Source organism: Geodermatophilus sp. SYSU D00703 (assembly GCF_054050155.1).
Genome location: NZ_JBJGYU010000013.1, coordinates 59092 through 76104 on the forward strand (window position 1 = coordinate 59092; position 17013 = coordinate 76104).

18 protein-coding genes, 1 pseudogene and 1 riboswitch are annotated in these 17013 nt (G+C 73.2%); of the genes and pseudogenes, 10 read left to right on the top strand and 9 right to left on the bottom strand.

Annotated elements, in window-relative coordinates; genetic code table 11:
* Positions 1–570 precede the first annotated feature (570 nt).
* The 5 genes and pseudogenes from ACI782_RS14300 to ACI782_RS14320 all read right to left on the bottom strand — a co-directional run bounded on the left by ACI782_RS14300 (position 571) and on the right by ACI782_RS14320 (position 3177).
* On the bottom strand, positions 571–855 hold the full coding sequence (locus tag ACI782_RS14300) for an HU family DNA-binding protein (RefSeq protein WP_456910271.1): 285 nt from the start codon (positions 853–855) through the stop codon (positions 571–573).
* A gap of 238 nt (positions 856–1093) precedes the next feature.
* The gene (locus ACI782_RS14305) at positions 1094–1312 is read right to left on the bottom strand and encodes a hypothetical protein (RefSeq protein WP_456910273.1); all 219 of its coding nucleotides are present in this window, start codon (positions 1310–1312) and stop codon (positions 1094–1096) included.
* Positions 1313–1498: 186 nt separating this feature from the next.
* Positions 1499–1618: pseudogene (locus ACI782_RS14310) on the bottom strand (IS982 family transposase); the annotation flags it as partial.
* A gap of 111 nt (positions 1619–1729) precedes the next feature.
* Complete coding sequence (gene mgrA / locus ACI782_RS14315) at positions 1730–2764, bottom strand: L-glyceraldehyde 3-phosphate reductase (protein ID WP_456910275.1); 1035 nt, start codon at positions 2762–2764, stop codon at positions 1730–1732.
* 35 nt (positions 2765–2799) lie between these two features.
* Positions 2800–3177, bottom strand: coding sequence for a hypothetical protein (locus ACI782_RS14320; protein ID WP_456910277.1), 378 nt, complete (start codon positions 3175–3177; stop codon positions 2800–2802).
* 105 nt (positions 3178–3282) lie between these two features.
* Between ACI782_RS14320 and ACI782_RS14325 the strand changes: the two genes are divergently transcribed.
* Complete coding sequence (locus tag ACI782_RS14325; protein WP_456910279.1) at positions 3283–3438, top strand: hypothetical protein; 156 nt, start codon at positions 3283–3285, stop codon at positions 3436–3438.
* A 6-nt stretch (positions 3439–3444) separates the two neighbouring features.
* Here the strand turns inward: ACI782_RS14325 and ACI782_RS14330 are convergent, their stop codons facing one another.
* Positions 3445–4212: an IclR family transcriptional regulator gene (locus ACI782_RS14330; RefSeq protein ID WP_456910281.1), complete on the bottom strand. Its 768-nt coding sequence runs from the start codon at positions 4210–4212 to the stop codon at positions 3445–3447.
* A 192-nt stretch (positions 4213–4404) separates the two neighbouring features.
* Here ACI782_RS14330 and ACI782_RS14335 point away from each other — a divergent pair, with 192 nt between their 5' ends.
* From ACI782_RS14335 to ACI782_RS14355, 5 genes are all read left to right on the top strand, one after another.
* The gene (locus ACI782_RS14335) at positions 4405–5751 is read left to right on the top strand and encodes an SLC13 family permease (protein ID WP_456910283.1); all 1347 of its coding nucleotides are present in this window, start codon (positions 4405–4407) and stop codon (positions 5749–5751) included.
* A gap of 23 nt (positions 5752–5774) precedes the next feature.
* Positions 5775–6767 (top strand): hypothetical protein, encoded by a 993-nt coding sequence (locus tag ACI782_RS14340; protein WP_456910285.1) that lies wholly within the window; start codon positions 5775–5777, stop codon positions 6765–6767.
* Between the two features lie 199 nt (positions 6768–6966).
* Positions 6967–7416, top strand: coding sequence for a hypothetical protein (locus ACI782_RS14345; protein WP_456910287.1), 450 nt, complete (start codon positions 6967–6969; stop codon positions 7414–7416).
* Positions 7417–7526: 110 nt separating this feature from the next.
* Complete coding sequence (locus ACI782_RS14350; RefSeq protein ID WP_456910289.1) at positions 7527–8030, top strand: VOC family protein; 504 nt, start codon at positions 7527–7529, stop codon at positions 8028–8030.
* Complete coding sequence (locus ACI782_RS14355) at positions 8027–8836, top strand: cyclase family protein (RefSeq protein ID WP_456910291.1); 810 nt, start codon at positions 8027–8029, stop codon at positions 8834–8836. The genes ACI782_RS14350 and ACI782_RS14355 overlap by 4 nt, the downstream gene beginning before the upstream one ends.
* 93 nt (positions 8837–8929) lie before the next feature.
* Here the strand turns inward: ACI782_RS14355 and ACI782_RS14360 are convergent, their stop codons facing one another.
* Positions 8930–10513, bottom strand: a complete 1584-nt coding sequence (locus ACI782_RS14360; RefSeq protein ID WP_456910293.1) for an alkaline phosphatase D family protein — start codon at positions 10511–10513, stop codon at positions 8930–8932.
* Positions 10514–10811: 298 nt separating this feature from the next.
* Positions 10812–10972: riboswitch (cyclic di-AMP (ydaO/yuaA leader) on the top strand.
* A gap of 2 nt (positions 10973–10974) precedes the next feature.
* Between ACI782_RS14360 and ACI782_RS14365 the strand changes: the two genes are divergently transcribed.
* Positions 10975–11811 carry a LysM peptidoglycan-binding domain-containing protein gene (locus ACI782_RS14365; RefSeq protein WP_456910295.1) on the top strand — a complete coding sequence of 279 codons (837 nt, stop codon included), beginning with the start codon at positions 10975–10977 and terminating at the stop codon, positions 11809–11811.
* A 137-nt stretch (positions 11812–11948) separates the two neighbouring features.
* On the opposite strand, the gene ACI782_RS14370 is transcribed toward ACI782_RS14365, so the two are convergent.
* Positions 11949–12344 carry an SDR family NAD(P)-dependent oxidoreductase gene (locus ACI782_RS14370; RefSeq protein WP_456910297.1) on the bottom strand — a complete coding sequence of 132 codons (396 nt, stop codon included), beginning with the start codon at positions 12342–12344 and terminating at the stop codon, positions 11949–11951.
* A gap of 181 nt (positions 12345–12525) precedes the next feature.
* Between ACI782_RS14370 and ACI782_RS14375 the strand changes: the two genes are divergently transcribed.
* From ACI782_RS14375 to ACI782_RS14385, 3 genes are all read left to right on the top strand, one after another.
* Complete coding sequence (locus ACI782_RS14375; RefSeq protein WP_456910299.1) at positions 12526–12720, top strand: hypothetical protein; 195 nt, start codon at positions 12526–12528, stop codon at positions 12718–12720.
* Between the two features lie 509 nt (positions 12721–13229).
* A complete protein-coding gene (locus ACI782_RS14380; protein WP_456910301.1) occupies positions 13230–13391 on the top strand; it encodes a hypothetical protein in 162 nt (53 codons plus the stop codon).
* Complete coding sequence (locus ACI782_RS14385; protein ID WP_456910303.1) at positions 13388–13729, top strand: hypothetical protein; 342 nt, start codon at positions 13388–13390, stop codon at positions 13727–13729. Before ACI782_RS14380 ends, ACI782_RS14385 begins: the two co-directional genes overlap by 4 nt.
* Positions 13730–14100: 371 nt before the next feature.
* On the opposite strand, the gene ACI782_RS14390 is transcribed toward ACI782_RS14385, so the two are convergent.
* Entirely contained in the window at positions 14101–16968 is a 2868-nt protein-coding gene (locus tag ACI782_RS14390) for a vitamin B12-dependent ribonucleotide reductase (protein WP_456910305.1), read from the bottom strand.
* Between the last annotated feature and the right edge of the window lie 45 nt (positions 16969–17013).

The window sequence follows — 17013 nt, forward strand, 5'->3', positions numbered from 1 at the left end:
GGGTTCCCAAGGGGTGCAGCTCGACAGAGGAACGCTTCTGCGTCGTGTGGATCCTGCCGATCCAGCTCTGCCGAAGCGGGTTCGGGTGTCTGGCCTCACGGGCCGAAATCAGTTTGCGCTGACGGCCAGGTACTCCCCGATGACGTCCTGCAACTGCCGGAGCGCGTCGATGTCGCCGCGGTTGCGGCTCCAAGTCCGGTAGAGGCCGTGGACGCGTTGCACCCGCCGCCGCTCCTCGGAGGTCTCCAGGGGTTCGCTGGTGCTCGCGTTGACCAGTTCGGCGCGGGAGACGCCGCCGACGCGGACGCCGTCGCGGCGCCTGTACCGCTCCTGATGCAGGGACTCCGTGCCGGGCTGGGGACTTCCCCGAGGACATCGGCACCTGTTGCGCAGACAACCTTGCCGGCTGCAAGCCGAGGGCCACCGAGGACAGCCTCAGACTCGATGGTCACCGTGTCGCCGGGCTCAAGGGGGGCAGGCTGCTCTGCGGTGGGCCGGTTCTCGGTGGCTGCCCTGTCTCGAATCGTCCACCCAGCACCGTGGGCGGCGCGCAGGCCCCGGACCGGTCGATCACACCGGGACGCTGCCGGCGGCCTTCTTCAGGTGCGATCCGGCGGTGACCTTGACCGTGTTGGCGGCGGGGATGTCGATCGACTCACCTGTCTGCGGGTTGCGCCCGGTGCGCGCCGAGCGCTGAGTGCGCTCCACGGTGAGCAGGCCGGAGACCGCCACCTTCTCGCCGCGGGTGATCGCCTCGACCAGCTCGTCGTGCAGGCCGTCGATGACCGAGTTCACGGTCGACGTCGGGACGTCGGCGCGCTTGGCGATGGCGGAGATCAGTTCGCTCTTGTTCACAGTGTTCCTCTCGGTGTGGTGGTAGGCGGCCCGGACCGCCGGGCACGCTGCCATGACAGGGCCGGGTCCCGCTCCTGCGACCCCGCGGGGTCCCTGGAGCTCACCGCCGTACCGGTCTCTCGAGCGACCCGGAAGAGTGGAACGGGCCTGTCGGACGAGAGGTGGTCTGGCACGGCATGGCACCCGTGCCGACGCGGCGAGGTGGTCTGTCAGCGTGGAGGCGTCGCGACCTCGTTCGCTATGCGTTGCCCGCAGGCTGGCCATCGCGCGCCGTCATGCTCGGGACCACTGCGGGGTTGGCCACTACGGTGCCGGCCGTCAGGCGGTATGCCTCGGCGAGCTCGTGCAGGAGCGCGGCCTTCTCCCCCGCCTTGAGCGCAGCCTTCATGTTGCTCTGGGCCTGATCCGCGATCGCGGTGAACAGCGCGTCCTGCGCTCTGCGCCTGGCCTCACTCACGAGATCCGCCTCCCCTCAGTTGTGCGTGTCAACGCTGTTGAGAGCATGGCCGCCCGCTCGCCCGCCCGCCGCGGACGACCATGTGGTTCACCCGATCGAGCGCTCTGCTGGCCGCACTCGCTCCGGCGGCACCGTTGGCAGATGCTTCCCGACGCCCCGGTCGTACCGAACGCAGTACTCGACATCCGGTGCGCGCCCGCCGTGCCGCTCGAGGTCGAGTCGGCCCTTCAGGGTGTCGTTGATCGACTCGATGACCAGGGGCAGCGGCCCGGAGAACCGCGCGCCGGATGGGGGCGGCTCCTCGGCGCGGACGACGCCACGGGAGTGTCTCCCGATCAGGGTCGCCCGCCGCCGACAACGGTCACGCCGTGGCGAAGCCGGACCGGAGGGGCTCGCTGACCGCTCCCGGGGCTGTCGTCAGGCACCCGTGCGCGGCCCCTGCCAGATGTCGATGCCGGCGTCCACGGCGTGCTCGTCGATCGCGCCCAGTTCCTCGTCGCTGAACGACAGCTGGTCCAGCGCGCCGACGTTCTGCTCGAGCTGGTCGACGCTGCTCGCGCCGATGAGCACGGTGGTCACCCGCGGGTCGCGCAGCGCCCAGGCCAGCGCCATCTGGGCCAGCCCCTGCCCGCGGCCCTGCGCGATCTCGTTCAGCGCGCGGACGTGCCCGAGCGCCTCCTCGGTGAGCAGGTCGCTCGACAGCGACTTGTCCTGGCTGGCCCGCGAGCCCGCCGGGACGCCGTCCAGGTACTTGGCGGTCAGCATGCCCTGGGCCAGCGGCGAGAAGGCGATGCAGCCGGCGCCGACCCGTTCGAGGGTGTCGAGCAGGCCCTCGGTCTCGATCCAGCGGTTGAGCATCGAGTACGACGGCTGGTGGATGAGCAGCGGCGTCCCGAGGTCGGCCAGGATCGCCGCCGCCCGCGCGGTGTCCTCCGGGCCGTAACTGGAGATGCCGACGTAGAGCGCCTTGCCGGCCTGGACGGCGCTGTGCAGCGCGCCCATCGTCTCCTCGAGCGGCGTGGTCGGGTCGGGCCGGTGTGAGTAGAAGATGTCGACGTACTCGAGGCCCATCCGGCGCAGCGACTGGTCGAGGCTGGCGAGCACGTACTTCCGCGAGCCGCCGCCCTGCCCGTACGGGCCGGGCCACATGTCGTAGCCGGCCTTGGTGGAGATGACCAACTCGTCGCGGTAGGGCGCGAGGTCGTCGGCCAGGTGCCGGCCGAAGTTGGTCTCCGCCGCCCCGTAGGGCGGGCCGTAGTTGTTGGCCAGGTCGAAGTGCGTGACGCCCAGGTCGAAGGCGCGGCGGAGTATCGCGCGCTGGCGGTCGAACGGGACGTCGTCGCCGAAGTTGTGCCACAGGCCGAGGCTGATAGCGGGCAGGTCCAGGCCGCTGCGGCCGGTACGCCGGTAGGTCATCGAGTCGTAGCGGGCGTCGGACGCGCGGAAGGCCATGCCCCCGATCCAACCAGCGGTCGCCGGGCCCGGCCTCAGGGACGGCCGAGGGCGGCGAGGCGCTCGGCCCGGGCGGCCCGCAGCAGGTCGGCCAGCCGCGGGTCCGCCAGCGTCTCGGGGCCGTGCACCCGCAGCTTGCGGAAGGACTTCCCGGTGCCGTCGAGCAGGCCGCCGTCGTCGAGCGCGGCGCCGTGGTTGAAGCCGAGGTTGAGGACCTGCCCGTAGACGGCGAGGTACGCGTAGTGCTCGGTCGTCTTCTTCGGGCCCACGCCGTAGCCGACGGTCTCCTGGTGCGGCCAGACGACGCGGACGACGTCCGGGTCGGTGCGCCGCACCAGCTCGTCGGCGGCGCGCACGAGGGCGGCCACCTCAGGGCCGACGGCGGCGAGCAGCGCGTCGAGGTCCTCGGGCACGGTGCGATCTCCTCTCGGTGCGGGGCCGGTCGGCCCTGGTCGGGGGCCCGTCAGGGCCTAGGGTCGGGGACGACAGCCCCGCCACCGACCCCTCGGGAGACGACCGTGCTCCGCTTCCTCGGACTCCTGCTGGTCATCTGGCTGGCGATCACCGTCGTCGGTGCCGTCGTGAAGGGCCTGTTCTGGCTCGCCGTCGTCGGGTTGCTGTTCTTCCTGGTCACCGCGGCGTTCGGGTGGGGGCGGCAGAAGGACCGCCTCTGACCGGGGTCACCGGCGCAGCGCCACCGGGACGCCGGCCAGCTGCCGGGACACCCCGCGCGCGGTGGCGATGACCGCGGGGACGTAGCTGGGCGCGGAGGTGTCCTCCGGCGGGACGACGACCGACACGGCGCCCACGACGACCCCGCCGCGGCCGACCACCGGCGCCGCGACGGCCAGCGCCGGCAGCGGCATCGTGCTCGTGGCGACAGCCACCCCCGCCCGGCGGACCCCGGCGAGGACGCGGCGCAGCCGGCCGGGCTCGGTGACCGTGTTCGCGGTGTACCGCTCGAGGGGCCCCTCGAGGACGGCGTCCTGCTCCTCCTTGGGCGCCCACGCCAGCAGGACCAGCCCGACGCCGCTGGCGTGCAGCGGCAGCCGGCCGCCGATGCGGGTCGCCGTCCGGACCGCCGACCGCGTGGCGAAGTGCTCCACGACCAGGGCCGCGCCGGCGTCGCGCACGGCCAGCTGGACGTTCTGCTGGGTCGCCTCGTAGAGGTCCTCGAGGAACGGCCGCGCGGTGTCCCGCAGCGCGCTGGCCCGCGGGGCGGACGCGGCCACCTCCCACAGCCGCAGCCCGGCCCGGTAGCGCCCGTCGGGCTGGCGTTCGAGGCCGCCCCAGGCCGCCAGCGTCTGCACCAGCCGGTGCGCCGTCGACAGCGGCATCCCGGTCTGCCGGCCGACCTCGGTGGCCGACAGCCCGGCCGGGGCCGCACCGATCGCGTCGAGCACCGCGCACACCTTGGACGCGACGCTGCGCGACTCCCGACCGGCCACCCCGACCTCCACTCCCGGAACGGATCCTCCCGACTATAGGGAGGACTGTTGTCCGGGACACAGTGACCCGGGTCCCATGGGTGCAAGCGGCCGGGACGTCGACTCCCGGTACGACCGCCCCGGGGCCGGCCCTCGCCCGCCCCGTCTCCCCTTGCCGTCCGGGAGCTCCCGGACCCCGTCTGCGGAGGCAACGTGTCCATCGACGTGCTCGCTGTCGTCGTGCTGCTCGTGGTGTTCCTCGTGGGCACCGTCAGCACGGTCAACATCGGCGCCCTGGCGCTCGTCGGGGCCTTCGGCCTCGGCACGCTCGTGCTCGGGGAGGACGTCCCCACGATCCTCTCCGGGTTCCCGGCGAACCTGTTCATCCTGCTCTTCGGCATCACCTACCTCTTCTCCGTCGCCGCCGCGAACGGCACGACGGAGTGGCTGGTCGTGTCGATGGCCCGGCTGGTGCGCGGCAACGCCCGCGTCGTGCCCCTGCTGCTCTTCGCCGTCACCGCGGCGGTCACCTCGGCCGGCGCCCCCGGTCAGGCCGCGGCCGGCATCATGGCGCCGATCGGCATCAGCCTCGCCCGCCAGTTCGCCATCCGTCCGCTGCTGGCCGGCCTGATGGTCGTGACCGGCGTCGGGGCGGGCACCTTCTCGCCCCTGTCCACCCTCGGGATCATCGCCAACGAGGCCGTGGCCAGCGAGGGCTTCGACGTCGGCCCGGTGACCCTGTGGCTGGGGACCCTGGCCTTCAACGTCGTCCTCGCGGTCGTGGTCTACGTCGTGATGGGCGGCCTGCGCACCGCCGGTCAGCGGCTGGACGACGCCGTCCGCGCTCCCGGCGGCCCGGCCGACGGCAGCGGCACCCCGCTGGAGTCCGCGCCCTCGGCGGGGACCGGTGGCGGCGGCGCGGCGACCGCGGTCCGGACGGCGGCCCCGGCGCTGGTCCGCCCGCAGCTGGACGCCGCCCGCGTCACGACGCTGGTCGCGATCGTGCTGGTGGCCCTCGGCGCGCTGGTGCTCGGCTGGGACATCGGGATGCTGGCGATCGTGGCCGCCGTCGTGGTGCACACCGCCTTCCCGCGCAAGGAGAACACCGCCCACATCAGCTGGAACGTCATCCTGCTGGTGTGCGGCCTGGTCACGCTGATCGAGGTGCTCGACCGCGCCGGCACGATCACCCGGATCGGCGAGGCCGTCGCCGGCATCGGCTCGCCGGTCGTCAGCGCCCTGCTGCTGTGCGGCGTGGCGGCGCTGGTGTCCGCCTTCGCCTCCAGCACCGGCGTGATCGGCGCGATCGTGCCGCTGGCGATCCCGCTCATGGCCCTGGGGCACCTCTCCCCCACGGCGCTGCTCATCGCGATCGCCCTGTCGGCCACGGTGGTCGACGCCAGCCCGTTCTCCTCCGTCGGCGCGCTCGTCGTCGCCAGCGCTCCCGAGGACCAGCAGCGCGCGGTCTCCCGCAAGCTGCTCACCTTCGGCCTGACGATGATCGTCGTCGCGCCGGTGGCCTCCGTCCTGCTCTTCGTCCTGCCCGCCCAGCTGGGCTGACCCACCCGAGAGGAGTGCGCCCCATGGCCGCGCCCGTCTTCACCATGGCCTGCCAGGCCTACGACCGCATGCAGCCGCTGCGCGACGGCACCGTCCGCCTCGGCGGCGCCGACCTGAACTTCCTGGACCTGCCGGTCGAGGAGACGTTCTTCCGGATGCTCAAGTTCGCCGAGTTCGACGTCGCCGAGCTGTCCCTGTCCAGCTACGTCATGACGCTGAGCAAGGGGGCGCCGTTCGTGGCGGTGCCGGTCTTCCCGTCCCGGGCGTTCCGGCACAGCGGCGTCTACGTCCGCGCCGACTCCGACATCAAGGACCCGGCCGAGCTCGCCGGCCGGACCGTCGGGGTCCCCGAGTACCAGATCACCGCCTCGGTCTGGATCCGCGGCATCCTCGCCGAGCACCACGGCCTGCCGGTCGGGTCGGTGCGCTACCGCACCGGCGGGCTCGACGAGCCGGGCCGCACGGAGAAGGTGGAGCTGGACCTACCGCCGGGGGTCGACGTGGCCCCGATCGGCCCCGCCGACACGCTGTCGCAGCTGCTGCTCGACGGGGAGCTCGACGCGGTCTACAGCGCCCGCAACCCCGGGCCGTACAACACCCCGGGCGGCGGCGGGATCCGGCGGCTGTTCCAGGACCCGGCGGAGGTCGAGCGGCAGTACCACGCCCGCACCGGCATCTTCCCGATCATGCACACGCTGGTGATCCGCCGGGAGGTCTACGAGCAGCACCGCTGGCTGGCCCAGGAACTGGTCAAGGCCTGCGCCGCGGCCAAGGAGGTCGGGCTGGCCGGCATCGGCGAGACGGCCGCGCTGCGCTACGCCCTGCCCTGGCTGTGGGCCGAGGTCGAGCGCACGCGGGCCGCGCTCGGCGAGGACTGGTGGCCCTACGGCCTCGAGTCCAACCGGACCACGCTGGAGACGTTCCTGCGGTACCACCACGAGCAGGGCCTCTCCCCGCGGCAGTACGAGCCGGAGGAGCTGTTCGCGCCCGAGTCGCTGGCCGCGTTCGTCATCTGACACAGAGGTCACCTGACACAGGAGTCACCTGACTCCGTACACGAGAGCCCCGGTCCCCCGCGGAGGGTCGGGGCTCTCGTGCGTCCGGCGCCGGTGCCGACGGGGATGGCGTCCACGGGACCAACGGCCCTGCTCGGGGCGGCGACTCCTGGGCACCGTGGAGACGCCCGCCCGAGACCCGACCCGAGGAGCACCCCCGTTGACCCTCGCCGCGCAGACGCCCCGCCCCAGGTCCGCCCCCACCGGCCCGGCCCGGCCCCGCCGCATCCCCGGCGGCTCGCCCGACGGACGGCGCTGGGAGCTGCTCGTCGAACCGACGGGGGTCACCGTGGTGATGTCCGAGTCCGCCGTCGCCGAGGCGCACGTGCGCGAGCCGGACGGCGAGGTCGTCGTCGAGTTCTGGGTCGACGGCCCCGACCTGCCCGACCCGCTGAGCGCGCAGCTGGCCGCGCAGACCTTCGCCCACCCCGCCGTCCGGGCGCACCGACGGATCCTGGTCTGCGTCCCGCGCAGCGACGCCGTCCTCCTGCGCGAGGCGCGGCAGCGGATCGAGGGGGCGCGGACCCGCGCCGCCGGGACGACGTGCCTGGTCGAGGGCCGGGTCGGGGACCGCCCTGTCGTCCCCCGGCCGCGGGTCCCCGGTCGCTGACCGCCGGCCCGTCGCGCTCCGACCGGCCGGCGGCTCGACGGCTGGCAGACTCCCCCGGTCGCCCGCCCGGCCCGCTGCCGGCCCGCCCCGCTTCGAGAGGACGTCCCGCGATGACCACCACCGCACCCGACCCCGCCGCGCTGGAGGCCGAGCGCGCCCGCATCCGGGCGGCGCACCTCAAGCCCGCCGGCGAGCGCCCCGCCTCGACCGCGCGTGGCCTGCACCACACCGCGCTGATCAGCAGCGACGTCGAGCGGACCGTGCGCTTCTACCAGGACGTCCTCGGCTTCCCGCTGACCGAGCTGATCGAGAACCGCGACTACCCCGGCTCGTCGCACTTCTTCTTCGACATCGGCAACGGCAACCTCGTCGCCTTCTTCGACTTCCCCGGCCTGGACGTCGGCCCCTACGCCGAGGTGCTCGGCGGGCTGCACCACATGGCCATCAGCGTCGACCCCGAGCGGTGGCAGGAGCTGGTGCAGCGGCTCTCCGACGCCGGGGTGCCGCACGAGGTGCACAGCGGGGTGTCGGTGTACTTCCGCGACCCCGACGGCGCCCGCATCGAGCTGATCGCCGACCCGCTCGGGGAGATGTACGGACACCACGTCCTGTGACCCCGGGCGGCCCCTCCCAGCAGGGAGCGCGCCATGAGGCGACTCGTCGACATCTCCGTCCCACTGATGGCCGGCATCGCCTCGGACCCGCCCGGCCTGCTGCCGGAGATCGACTACTACACGCACGAGCAGACCGCCGAGGAGGTCGTCTCCTACTTCCCGGGGCGACCGTCGACGACCTGCCCGACCGGGAGGGATGGGCGCTCGAGCGCGTCCGGATCGCCACGCACAGCGGCACGCACGTCGACGCCCCGTACCACTACTCGAAGGTCATGGACGGCGGCGCCCGTGCCATCACGATCGACGAGGTCCCCCTGGAGTGGTTCCTGCAGCCGGGCGTGAAGCTGGACTTCCGGCGCTTCCCGGACGGGTACGTGCTCAGCGCCGCGGACGTCGAGGCGGAGCTGGCGCGCATCGACCACGCGCTCGCTCCGTTGGAGATCGTCCTCGTCAACACCGCGGCCGGTGCTCGCTACGGCCAGGAGGACTACGTCGCCTCCGGCTGCGGGATGGGGCGGGAGGCCACCCTGTACCTGCTGGAGCGGGGCGTCCGGCTGACCGGCACCGACGCCTGGAGCTGGGACGCGCCGTTCGTGCACACGGCTCGCCGCTTCGCCGTCGACCACGACCCCTCGGTGATCTGGGAGGGGCACCGCGCCGGCCGGGAGATCGGCTACTGCCACATCGAGAAGCTGCACAACCTCGAGGCCCTGCCGCCCACCGGGTTCGAGGTCTCCTGCTTCCCGGTGAAGGTCTCCTCCGCGTCGGCCGGGTGGACCTGCGCCGTCGCGATCTTCGAGGACTGACCGGCCGCCCACGCCCGTGCGCACCCGGGAACCGGGCAGGGGGTCGCTGCCGTGTGGGCCCCGCTCCTCCCGGGCGGCGCACCGCCCGGCCGGTCAGGCGGGGGTCAGCTCGGTCTGGTGCAGGACCTCCCCGCCGACGGTCCGCAGCTGCACGGTCATGACCCCGCTCGCCCCGTCGATGCGGACGGAGCCGAGGAACTGGGACGTGTCGCCCGGCGCCCGGTTCGGGGTGTCGGCGACCCGGGAGAAGACCACCCGGGGGCCGAACGTGCCGTCGAGCGCACTGCGCCCGAAGGGCGCGGCGTGCAGCGGGCCGGAGACGAACTCCCAGAACGGGTCGAAGTCGGGGAAGGCCGCGCGCTGCGGGTCGTAGTGGTGGGCCGCGGTGTAGTGGACGTCGCCGGTGAGCCAGACGACGTTGCGCACCCCGCTCCGCCTGAGGTCCGACAGGAGGCGGGCGATCTCCAGCTCCCGGCCGGCCGGTCGCCCCGGGTCGCGGTCGGCGACGCCGTCCACGTCGATCGGACCGTCGGGCACCACGAGCCCGATCGGCATGTCGGAGGCGACCACCTTCCACAGCGCCCGGGACGTGGTCAGCCGCCGGGTGGCCCTGGCGAGCTGCTGCTCCCCGAGGATGCGGGCGCCCGGCCCGCCGGTGGTGGTGTCCCCCGTGTTCGGACCGCGGTGACTGCGCAGGTCGAGGGCGACGACGTCCAGCAGCGGGCCGTAGGACAGGACGCGGTCGATGCGGCTGCCGGCGACCGGTGTGTACTCGAGGAAGGCCCGCCGGCCCCGGGCGGCGAGCGTGTCGACGTCGGTCACGGTGTACCGGTGGTCGTCCAGGACCTCGCGGGGGTACCAGTTGTCGGTCACCTCGTGGTCGCTCCACTGGAGGAACTGCGGGACCTCGGCGGTGAAGCGGCGCACGTTGTCGTCGAGCAGGTTGTACAGGAACTGGCCCCGGTACTCGTCCAGGGTCTCGGCGACCTTGCTCTTCGCCGGGGTGACCACGTTGCGCCACACCGTGCCGTCGGGGAGGACGACGGTCTCCGTCAGCGGCCCGTCGGCGTAGACGTTGTCGCCGGAGTGGACGAAGAAGTCCGGCGCGAGCCGGCGGACCGCCTCGAAGCCGGTCATGCCGCCGGTGCCGGGGTTGATCCCCCAGCCCTGCCCGGCGACGTCGCCGGACCAGCTGAAGCTCACGTCCCGCCGGTCGACCGGGGCGGTGACCAGCCGGCCGACGAGCGGTTCGCCGGCGCGCCCGGGGTCGTCGTCCCCGGTGAAGGTGACCCGGTAGAACAGCTCCGTCCCCGGCGGCAGGCCGTCGACCAGCACCTTCCCGGTGTGGTCGGTGTCCGGCCCCACGTCGATCCACCGCTGCGCGTGGGGCCTGCGGAAGTCCGCCGTGGCGGCCACCTCGACGTGCATCCGGGCCGGGCGGTCGGTCCTTGACCAGACGACCGCCGAGCGTGCGGTCACGTCCCCGCTCTGCACGCCCCACCGTGCCTCGGGTCGCGACCGCAGGAGCGCCGGGCCGCCGAGCGCGAGTGACCCACGGCCGGCGAGACCGCCGAGGCCCACGCCGGCCCCGACGAGGACGGCGCCCTGCAGCAGCTGCCGCCGGGTGAGGTCCCGAGGGGCACCGGTCCGGCCGCGGCGGGTCGGGGGATCGGGCATGTCCGTCTCCGTCCTCCAGCCGTGCGCCACCACCGTCCCGTCGTGGATCGACCTGCAGTCGACACCCGGGCGAGCCCTGGGGAAAGCCCGATCGTCCCGGTGCAGGCAGGGCCCGAACGCACCCGACTGTGTCGCAGTCCACGGGACGCGCGGACGCGCGTCCCGACCAGCGCGTCCGTCTCACGAACACCACGGTGTGACGGCCGTCACGGCGACAATGCACATGACAGTACGTAGCGTTTTGGCTGCGCTCAGCAAACGAGAGCGCGGCGCCGGTCCGCCAAACCCTGCCCACCGGCTGCCATCCACACCGACCTCAGGGCAGGGGTGGGGGACCCACGTTCCACGGCGCGCTCCGGCTCACGGCACGGCGCGTCTCGGGGTGGAGCCGCGATCCGCGGCCGGGCACCGATCGCCCGAACCCGACAGCTCACCTCGCCGGCGGTGATCGGAGACCACCCATGGCAAAGCACCGCGCGCCCCGCTACGTCCGCACCAAGAAGGCGATCGCCAAGGCCCCCGTCGCGGCCGGGGCCACCGTCGTCGGACTCGGCGTCCTCAGCAGCTCCCCGGCCCAGGCCGCGGACGGGACCCCCTCCACCACCGTCGCGGAGGCACCGGTCCTCGCGCCGGCCCCCGCCGCCGAGCCGGCCCCCGCCGCGGTGGACGACTACACGGTCCAGCTCGGCGACACGGTCGCGGAGATCGCCGGTGCGGTCGACCAGCCGTGGCGGGAGCTGTACGAGCGCAACGTCGGCGTGATCGGCAGTGACCCGAACCTGATCGTCCCGGGTCAGGTCCTGCTGGTGACCGGCGCCACCTCGGCCGCCTCGGCCGCTCCGGCTGCCCCGGCGGCGCCCGTCGAGGCAGGCAGCGTGGGCAACTCGGCGCCAGCGGCCGTCGCCGCCGCCGCTCCGGCGGCCCCGGCGCCTGCGCCCGCGCAGATCAGCAACAGCGCCGGGCCGATCAAGCCGGCCGCGCAGGCCGCCGCGAACGCCGTCGTCTCCGACGTGCCCGGCGCCGCCGGCATCACCCTCGGCGGCACCCGCGCCAGCGCGGTCGACCCGCACGGTCACCCCTCCGGGCTGGCGGTGGACTACATGGTCCTGACCGACGCCGCCCTCGGCGACGCCATCGCCCAGTACCACATCGACCACTGGGACGAGCTCGGCGTGGAGTACGTCATCTGGCAGCAGCGGATCCTGACCTCGCCGACCGGGGCCTGGAAGCCGATGGCCGACCGCGGTGGCGTGACGGCCAACCACTTCGACCACGTCCACACCAACTACCGCGGCTGACCCCTCGGCCCACGACTCCCCCGGGCCCCGGCCGCCGCGCGCGGCCGGGGCCCGCGTGCCCTCCGGGACGGGTCATGTCTCCGGCGCGATCCGGTACGGCGCGGTGCCGCCGGCGTCGACCTGGAAGGCCATGCCGGTCACGTAGCGCGCCTCGTCGGAGGCGGGAACAGGACGGCGTTGCTGATGCCGACCGCCTCGACCCAGGGGACCGGGAGCGCGTTGACCGCCTTGCAGCCCTCGGCGGCCTCCTCCCGGCTGGCTCCGGGCAGGCCGAACACCTCGTACGTGGCCGGGTTCTGCACCATCGGGGTGTCGACCGTGGTCGGGTGCACCGAGTTCACCCGGATCCGCGCCGGCGCGAGCTCGACGGCCAGCGTGCGCATCAGCCCGGTGACGCCGTGCTTGGCGGCTGGGTAGTGGCCCGAGTTCGGGAACGCCACCAGGCCCGCCGTCGAGCTGGTCAGGACGATCGACCCGCCCTCGCCCCGCTCCAGCATCGGGCGGGCGGCGGCCGTGCCGACCAGAGAGGCCACCTCGCCACCGTCCACGCCTCCCCGTCGGACCGGTATCGCACCGAGCACGCGAGGGTCACCGGCGCCTGCGCCCTGGGACCGTCACCTCCCGCGTCGGTTCATCCGCTGCGGGTGAGGCTCGCAGACGGCGGAGGACACCAGCATCAGGACCCCGGGGAGACGCGCTCACGGGGAGGCCGCGGTGCGGTGGTTGACCGAGCAGTTCATCGCCCACCCGGAGATCGCGGGCCTCCTGGCTCTCGGGGGGCCGCAGCGGCCGGTCCGCACCTCAGCGGCCGACCCGCACGGCGAGCGGTACGAGCAGGCCGGCCGGTCTCTGGCCGCGATCGGCCGGCCGCACGTCGAGGAGGAGCAGAAGGCGCAGCAGGGCGGATGAGCTCCTGCCCGCGGCGACAGCGCGGCTCCCGCCACGCACCGCCCGACGTGCCGGCGACCGACCCCGCCGGCGGCCCTCCGGCGCCGACGCCCGCGGGCTGGTGCAGCTCGTCCTGCTCGCCGCCGCCATCGGCATCCCGGCGGCGGTGCTCGCCGCCGCCTTCCTCGCGCTCGTCCACCTCGTCGAGAGCTGGCTGTGGGACGACCTGCCATCCGCGCTAGGGGCGTCGGCGCCGCCGTGGTACCTCGTGCTGGGCCTGCCCGTGGTGGGTGCGGCGGTGGTCCTCGGCGCCCGCGCTCTGCTGACCGGGGACGGCGGCAACTCACTGCTGCTGGGGCTGGCGGGGCCGCCCGTCGCGGTGCGCGCCGCCCCCGGGGTGGCCCTGGCCGCCCTCGGGACGTTGTGCTTCGGAGCCGTGCTGGGTCCCGAGGCCCCGGCTCATCGCCCTCGGCTCGGCGGTGGGCGCGGCCCCCGTGCCGCTGGCCCGGCTCGGCCCGCGGGAGGGACACGTGCCGCGGACCGCGGGCGAGTTCTCGGCGATCTCCGCGCTCTTCGGTGGCCCGCTGGTGGCCAGCTTCATGCTGATCGAGAGCGGCGTCGCCCTGGGCGCGGCCCCGATCCTGGCGCTGCCCAGTCGGGCCTGCCTGCGATCGACGCCGAGACCTCGGTGACCGTGCTGCTCCTGCTCCTCGTCGCGAAGGCGCTCGGCTACGCCATCAGCCTCGGGTGCGGCTTCCGCGGTGGGCCGATCTTCCTCGGGATCGCGCTGGCGATGATCCCGACGGTGTTGCTGGGCACCTCGCCGACCCTCGCGGTCGCCATCGGTGCCGCGGTCGGCATGGTGGCGGCCACCCGGCTGCCGTTCTCCCCCGTGCTGTTCGCCGCGCTCCTCGTGGGCAGCGAGGCCCAGGACGCCGTCCCAGCGGGGGTCCTGGCGTCGGCCGCTGCCTGGCTGACCGTGACCGCGCTGACCCGTCGCCGGGCGGCGGGCCCGGCGACCACCGGTTGAGACGGGTTCGTCTCCCGGAGCGGGGGTCGGCGGGCGGAGATCCGACGCGGGTGGACCTCGAGGAGGGTTGCTCGGGGACGTCGGTCCAAGGTGGTCGGCATGGTGCTGCGCCTCGTCGGGGCCATCGCCGGGTCGCCTGCTGGCCCCGCTCGTCGTCGGCGCCGTCTCGTCGACCAGCTGAGCCGCCGGGGCGGCGGGGCTCCACCGCCTCCCGTCGGTGAGACGGCACCGGCCCGGCCCCTCGAGGGGACCGGGCCGGTTGACGACCTCAGCGGTCAGGGACGTCCCGCCCGCCGGGTCCGGACGTCGCCGCCCGAAGTCGGGCGTCGCCGTCCGCCCGGCAGGGGACCTGCCCCGGCCGACTCAGCTCATCAGCTGCAGCCGCTGGTGGAGCCGCAGCCCTCGCAGACGTAGCAGCTGCCGGCCGGGCGCATCTTCGTGCCGCAGGTCATGCACAGCGGCGCGTCGGTGGCGGTCCCGGTGACCAGCTCGAGCAGCTCCGCCGAGGAGTGCGCCTCCTTGACCGGCTTCTCCGCCTTCGGCTCCGGCTTGGCCGGGCCCTCGGCCGGCGCGGAGGTCCGCAGGGCCTCCAGGTCGACCTCGTCCTCCTCGACGACCTCGGCGGTGGAGGCCGAGGTGCCGTAGCCGGAGACCTGGGCGGCCCGCTCCTCGGCGCTGAAGATGCCGAGGTTGGCGCGCTTCTCCACCGGCAGGTGGTCGAGGGCCAGGCGACGGAAGATGTAGTCCATCACCGACTGCGCGATCCGGATGTCCGGGTCGTCGGTCATGCCGGCCGGCTCGAACCGCATGTTGGTGAACTTCTGGATGTAGGTCTCCAGCGGCACACCGTGCTGCAGCGCGATCGAGATGCCGATCGAGAAGGCGTCCATGACGCCGGCCAGGGTCGAGCCCTGCTTGCCCAGCTTGAGGAAGACCTCGCCGAGGCTGCCGTCCTCGTACATGCCGGCGGTCATGTAGCCCTCGGCCCCGGCCACGCTGAACGACGTCGTCATGCTGGTCCGCTTCTTCGGCAGCCGCTTGCGCACCGGGTGCGCGAGCGCCGTGGGAGCGGGCGCCTCCGTGGCCGAGGCCGTCGCGTCGGCCTTCTTGGCCTTGGCGTCGGAGAGCGGCTGGCCCACCTTGCAGTTGTCGCGGTAGATCGCCAGCGCCTTGAGGCCGAGCTTCCAGCCCTGGAAGTAGATGTTCTCGACGTCCTCGACCGTCGCCGTCTCCGGCATGTTGACCGTCTTGCTGATGGCGCCGGAGATGAACGGCTGCACCGCGGCCATCATCCGGACGTGGCCCATCGGGGAGATGGCCCGCTCGCCCATCGCGCAGTCGAACACCTCGTAGTGCTCCGGGCGCAGGCTCGGGGCGTCCACGACGTGGCCGTGCTCGGCGATGTACTCGACGATCGCCTCGATCTGCTCGTCCTGGTAGCCCAGGCTGCGCAGGGCCCGCGGCACGGTCTGGTTGACGATCTGCATCGAGCCGCCGCCGACCAGCTTCTTGTACTTGACCAGCGAGAAGTCCGGCTCGATGCCGGTCGTGTCGCAGTCCATCATGAAGCCGATGGTCCCGGTCGGGGCCAGCACGGAGGCCTGGGCGTTGCGCCAGCCGTTGTCCGCGCCGATCTCCAGGCACTCCTGCCACTGGGCGGTGGCGGCCTTGAGCACGTCGGCGTCGTCGGCGCCCACCGGGCGGATGGCGTCGTTGGCGGCGGCGTGCTTGCGCATGACCCGCGCGTGGGCGTCGGCGTTGCGGGCGTAGCCCTCGTACGCGCCGACGATGCCGGCGAGCTCGGCCGAGCGGCGGTAGGCCGTGCCGGTCATCAGCGAGGTGATCGCCGCGGCGAGGGTCTGGCCGCCCCGCGAGTCGTAGGCGTGGCCGGTCGCCATCAGCAGCGCACCGAGGTTGGCGTAGCCGATGCCGAGCTGGCGGTAGGCGCGCGTGGTCTCACCGATCGGCTCGGTCGGGAAGTCCGCGAAGCAGATCGAGATGTCCATCGCCGTGATGACCAGCTCGACGGCCTTGACGAAGTTCTTCGCGTCGAACGTGCCGTCGTCCTTGAGGAACTTCATCAGGTTCAGCGACGCGAGGTTGCACGAGCTGTTGTCCAGGCTCATGTACTCCGAGCACGGGTTGGACGCGTTGATCCGGCCGGTCTCGGGGTTGGTGTGCCAGTCGTTGATCGTGTCGTCGTACTGGATGCCCGGGTCGGCGCACTCCCAGGCGGCCTGGGTGACCTTGCGGAACAGCGCCTTGGCGTCGACGGTCTCGATGACCGACCCGTCGAGCCGGGCGCGCAGGCCGAAGTCGGTGCCGTCCTCGACCGCGCGCATGAACTCGTCGGAGACGCGGACGGAGTTGTTGGCGTTCTGGTACTGGACGCTGGTGATGTCCTTGCCGCCGAGGTCCATGTCGTACCCGGCGTCCCGCAGCGCGCGGATCTTGTCCTCCTCGCGCGCCTTGGTCTCGATGAACTCCTCGATGTCGGGGTGGTCGATGTCGAGGACGACCATCTTGGCCGCGCGACGGGTGGCGCCACCGGACTTGATCGTGCCCGCGGAGGCGTCGGCACCGCGCATGAAGGAGACCGGGCCGGAGGCCGTGCCACCGGAGGACAGCAGCTCCTTGGACGAGCGGATCCGGGAGAGGTTCAGGCCGGCCCCCGAGCCGCCCTTGAAGATCAGCCCCTCCTCCCGGTACCAGTTGAGGATCGAGTCCATCGTGTCGTCGACGGCGAGGATGAAGCAGGCGCTGACCTGCTGCGGGGCGCTCGTGCCGACGTTGAACCACACGGGGCTGTTGAAGCTGAAGTACTGGTGCAGCAGCATCCAGGTCAGCTCGTGCTCGAAGATCTCCGCGTCGCCCTCGGTGGCGAAGTAGCCGTGCTCACGGCCGGCCCGGGCGTAGGTCAGCACCACCCGGTCGATCAGCTGGCGCAGGCTGCTCTCGCGCTGCGGCGTGCCCACGGCGCCACGGAAGTACTTCGTCGTGACGATGTTGGTGGCGTTGATGCTCCACTCGGCGGGGAACTCCACGCCGCGCTGCTCGAAGTTGATCGAGCCGTCCCGCCAGTTCGTCATGACGACGTCACGACGCTCCCAGGTCACCTCGTCGTACGGGTGCACCCCGGCGGTGGTGAAGACGCGCTTGACCTTCAGGCCCTTCCCCCGGGTCGGCGCCTTGGCGGCGCGACGCGTGCGGCCCGTCAAGCGATCCTCGGTCTCGGTCACGGAGCTCTCCCTCTGTTGCTGGTGGGCAAGGCGGCTGGGGAAGAG

Excerpts from the sequence above, each read along its gene's own strand:
- ACI782_RS14340 (WP_456910285.1), top strand. The coding sequence starts at position 5,775 with ATGGCCGCGCCCGTCTTCACCATGGCCTGCCAGGCCTACGACCGCATG.
- mgrA (WP_456910275.1), bottom strand. The coding sequence starts at position 2,764 with ATGGCCTTCCGCGCGTCCGACGCCCGCTACGACTCGATGACCTACCGG.
- ACI782_RS14360 (WP_456910293.1), bottom strand. The coding sequence starts at position 10,513 with ATGCCCGATCCCCCGACCCGCCGCGGCCGGACCGGTGCCCCTCGGGAC.
- ACI782_RS14350 (WP_456910289.1), top strand. The coding sequence starts at position 7,527 with ATGACCACCACCGCACCCGACCCCGCCGCGCTGGAGGCCGAGCGCGCC.
- ACI782_RS14365 (WP_456910295.1), top strand. The coding sequence starts at position 10,975 with ATGGCAAAGCACCGCGCGCCCCGCTACGTCCGCACCAAGAAGGCGATC.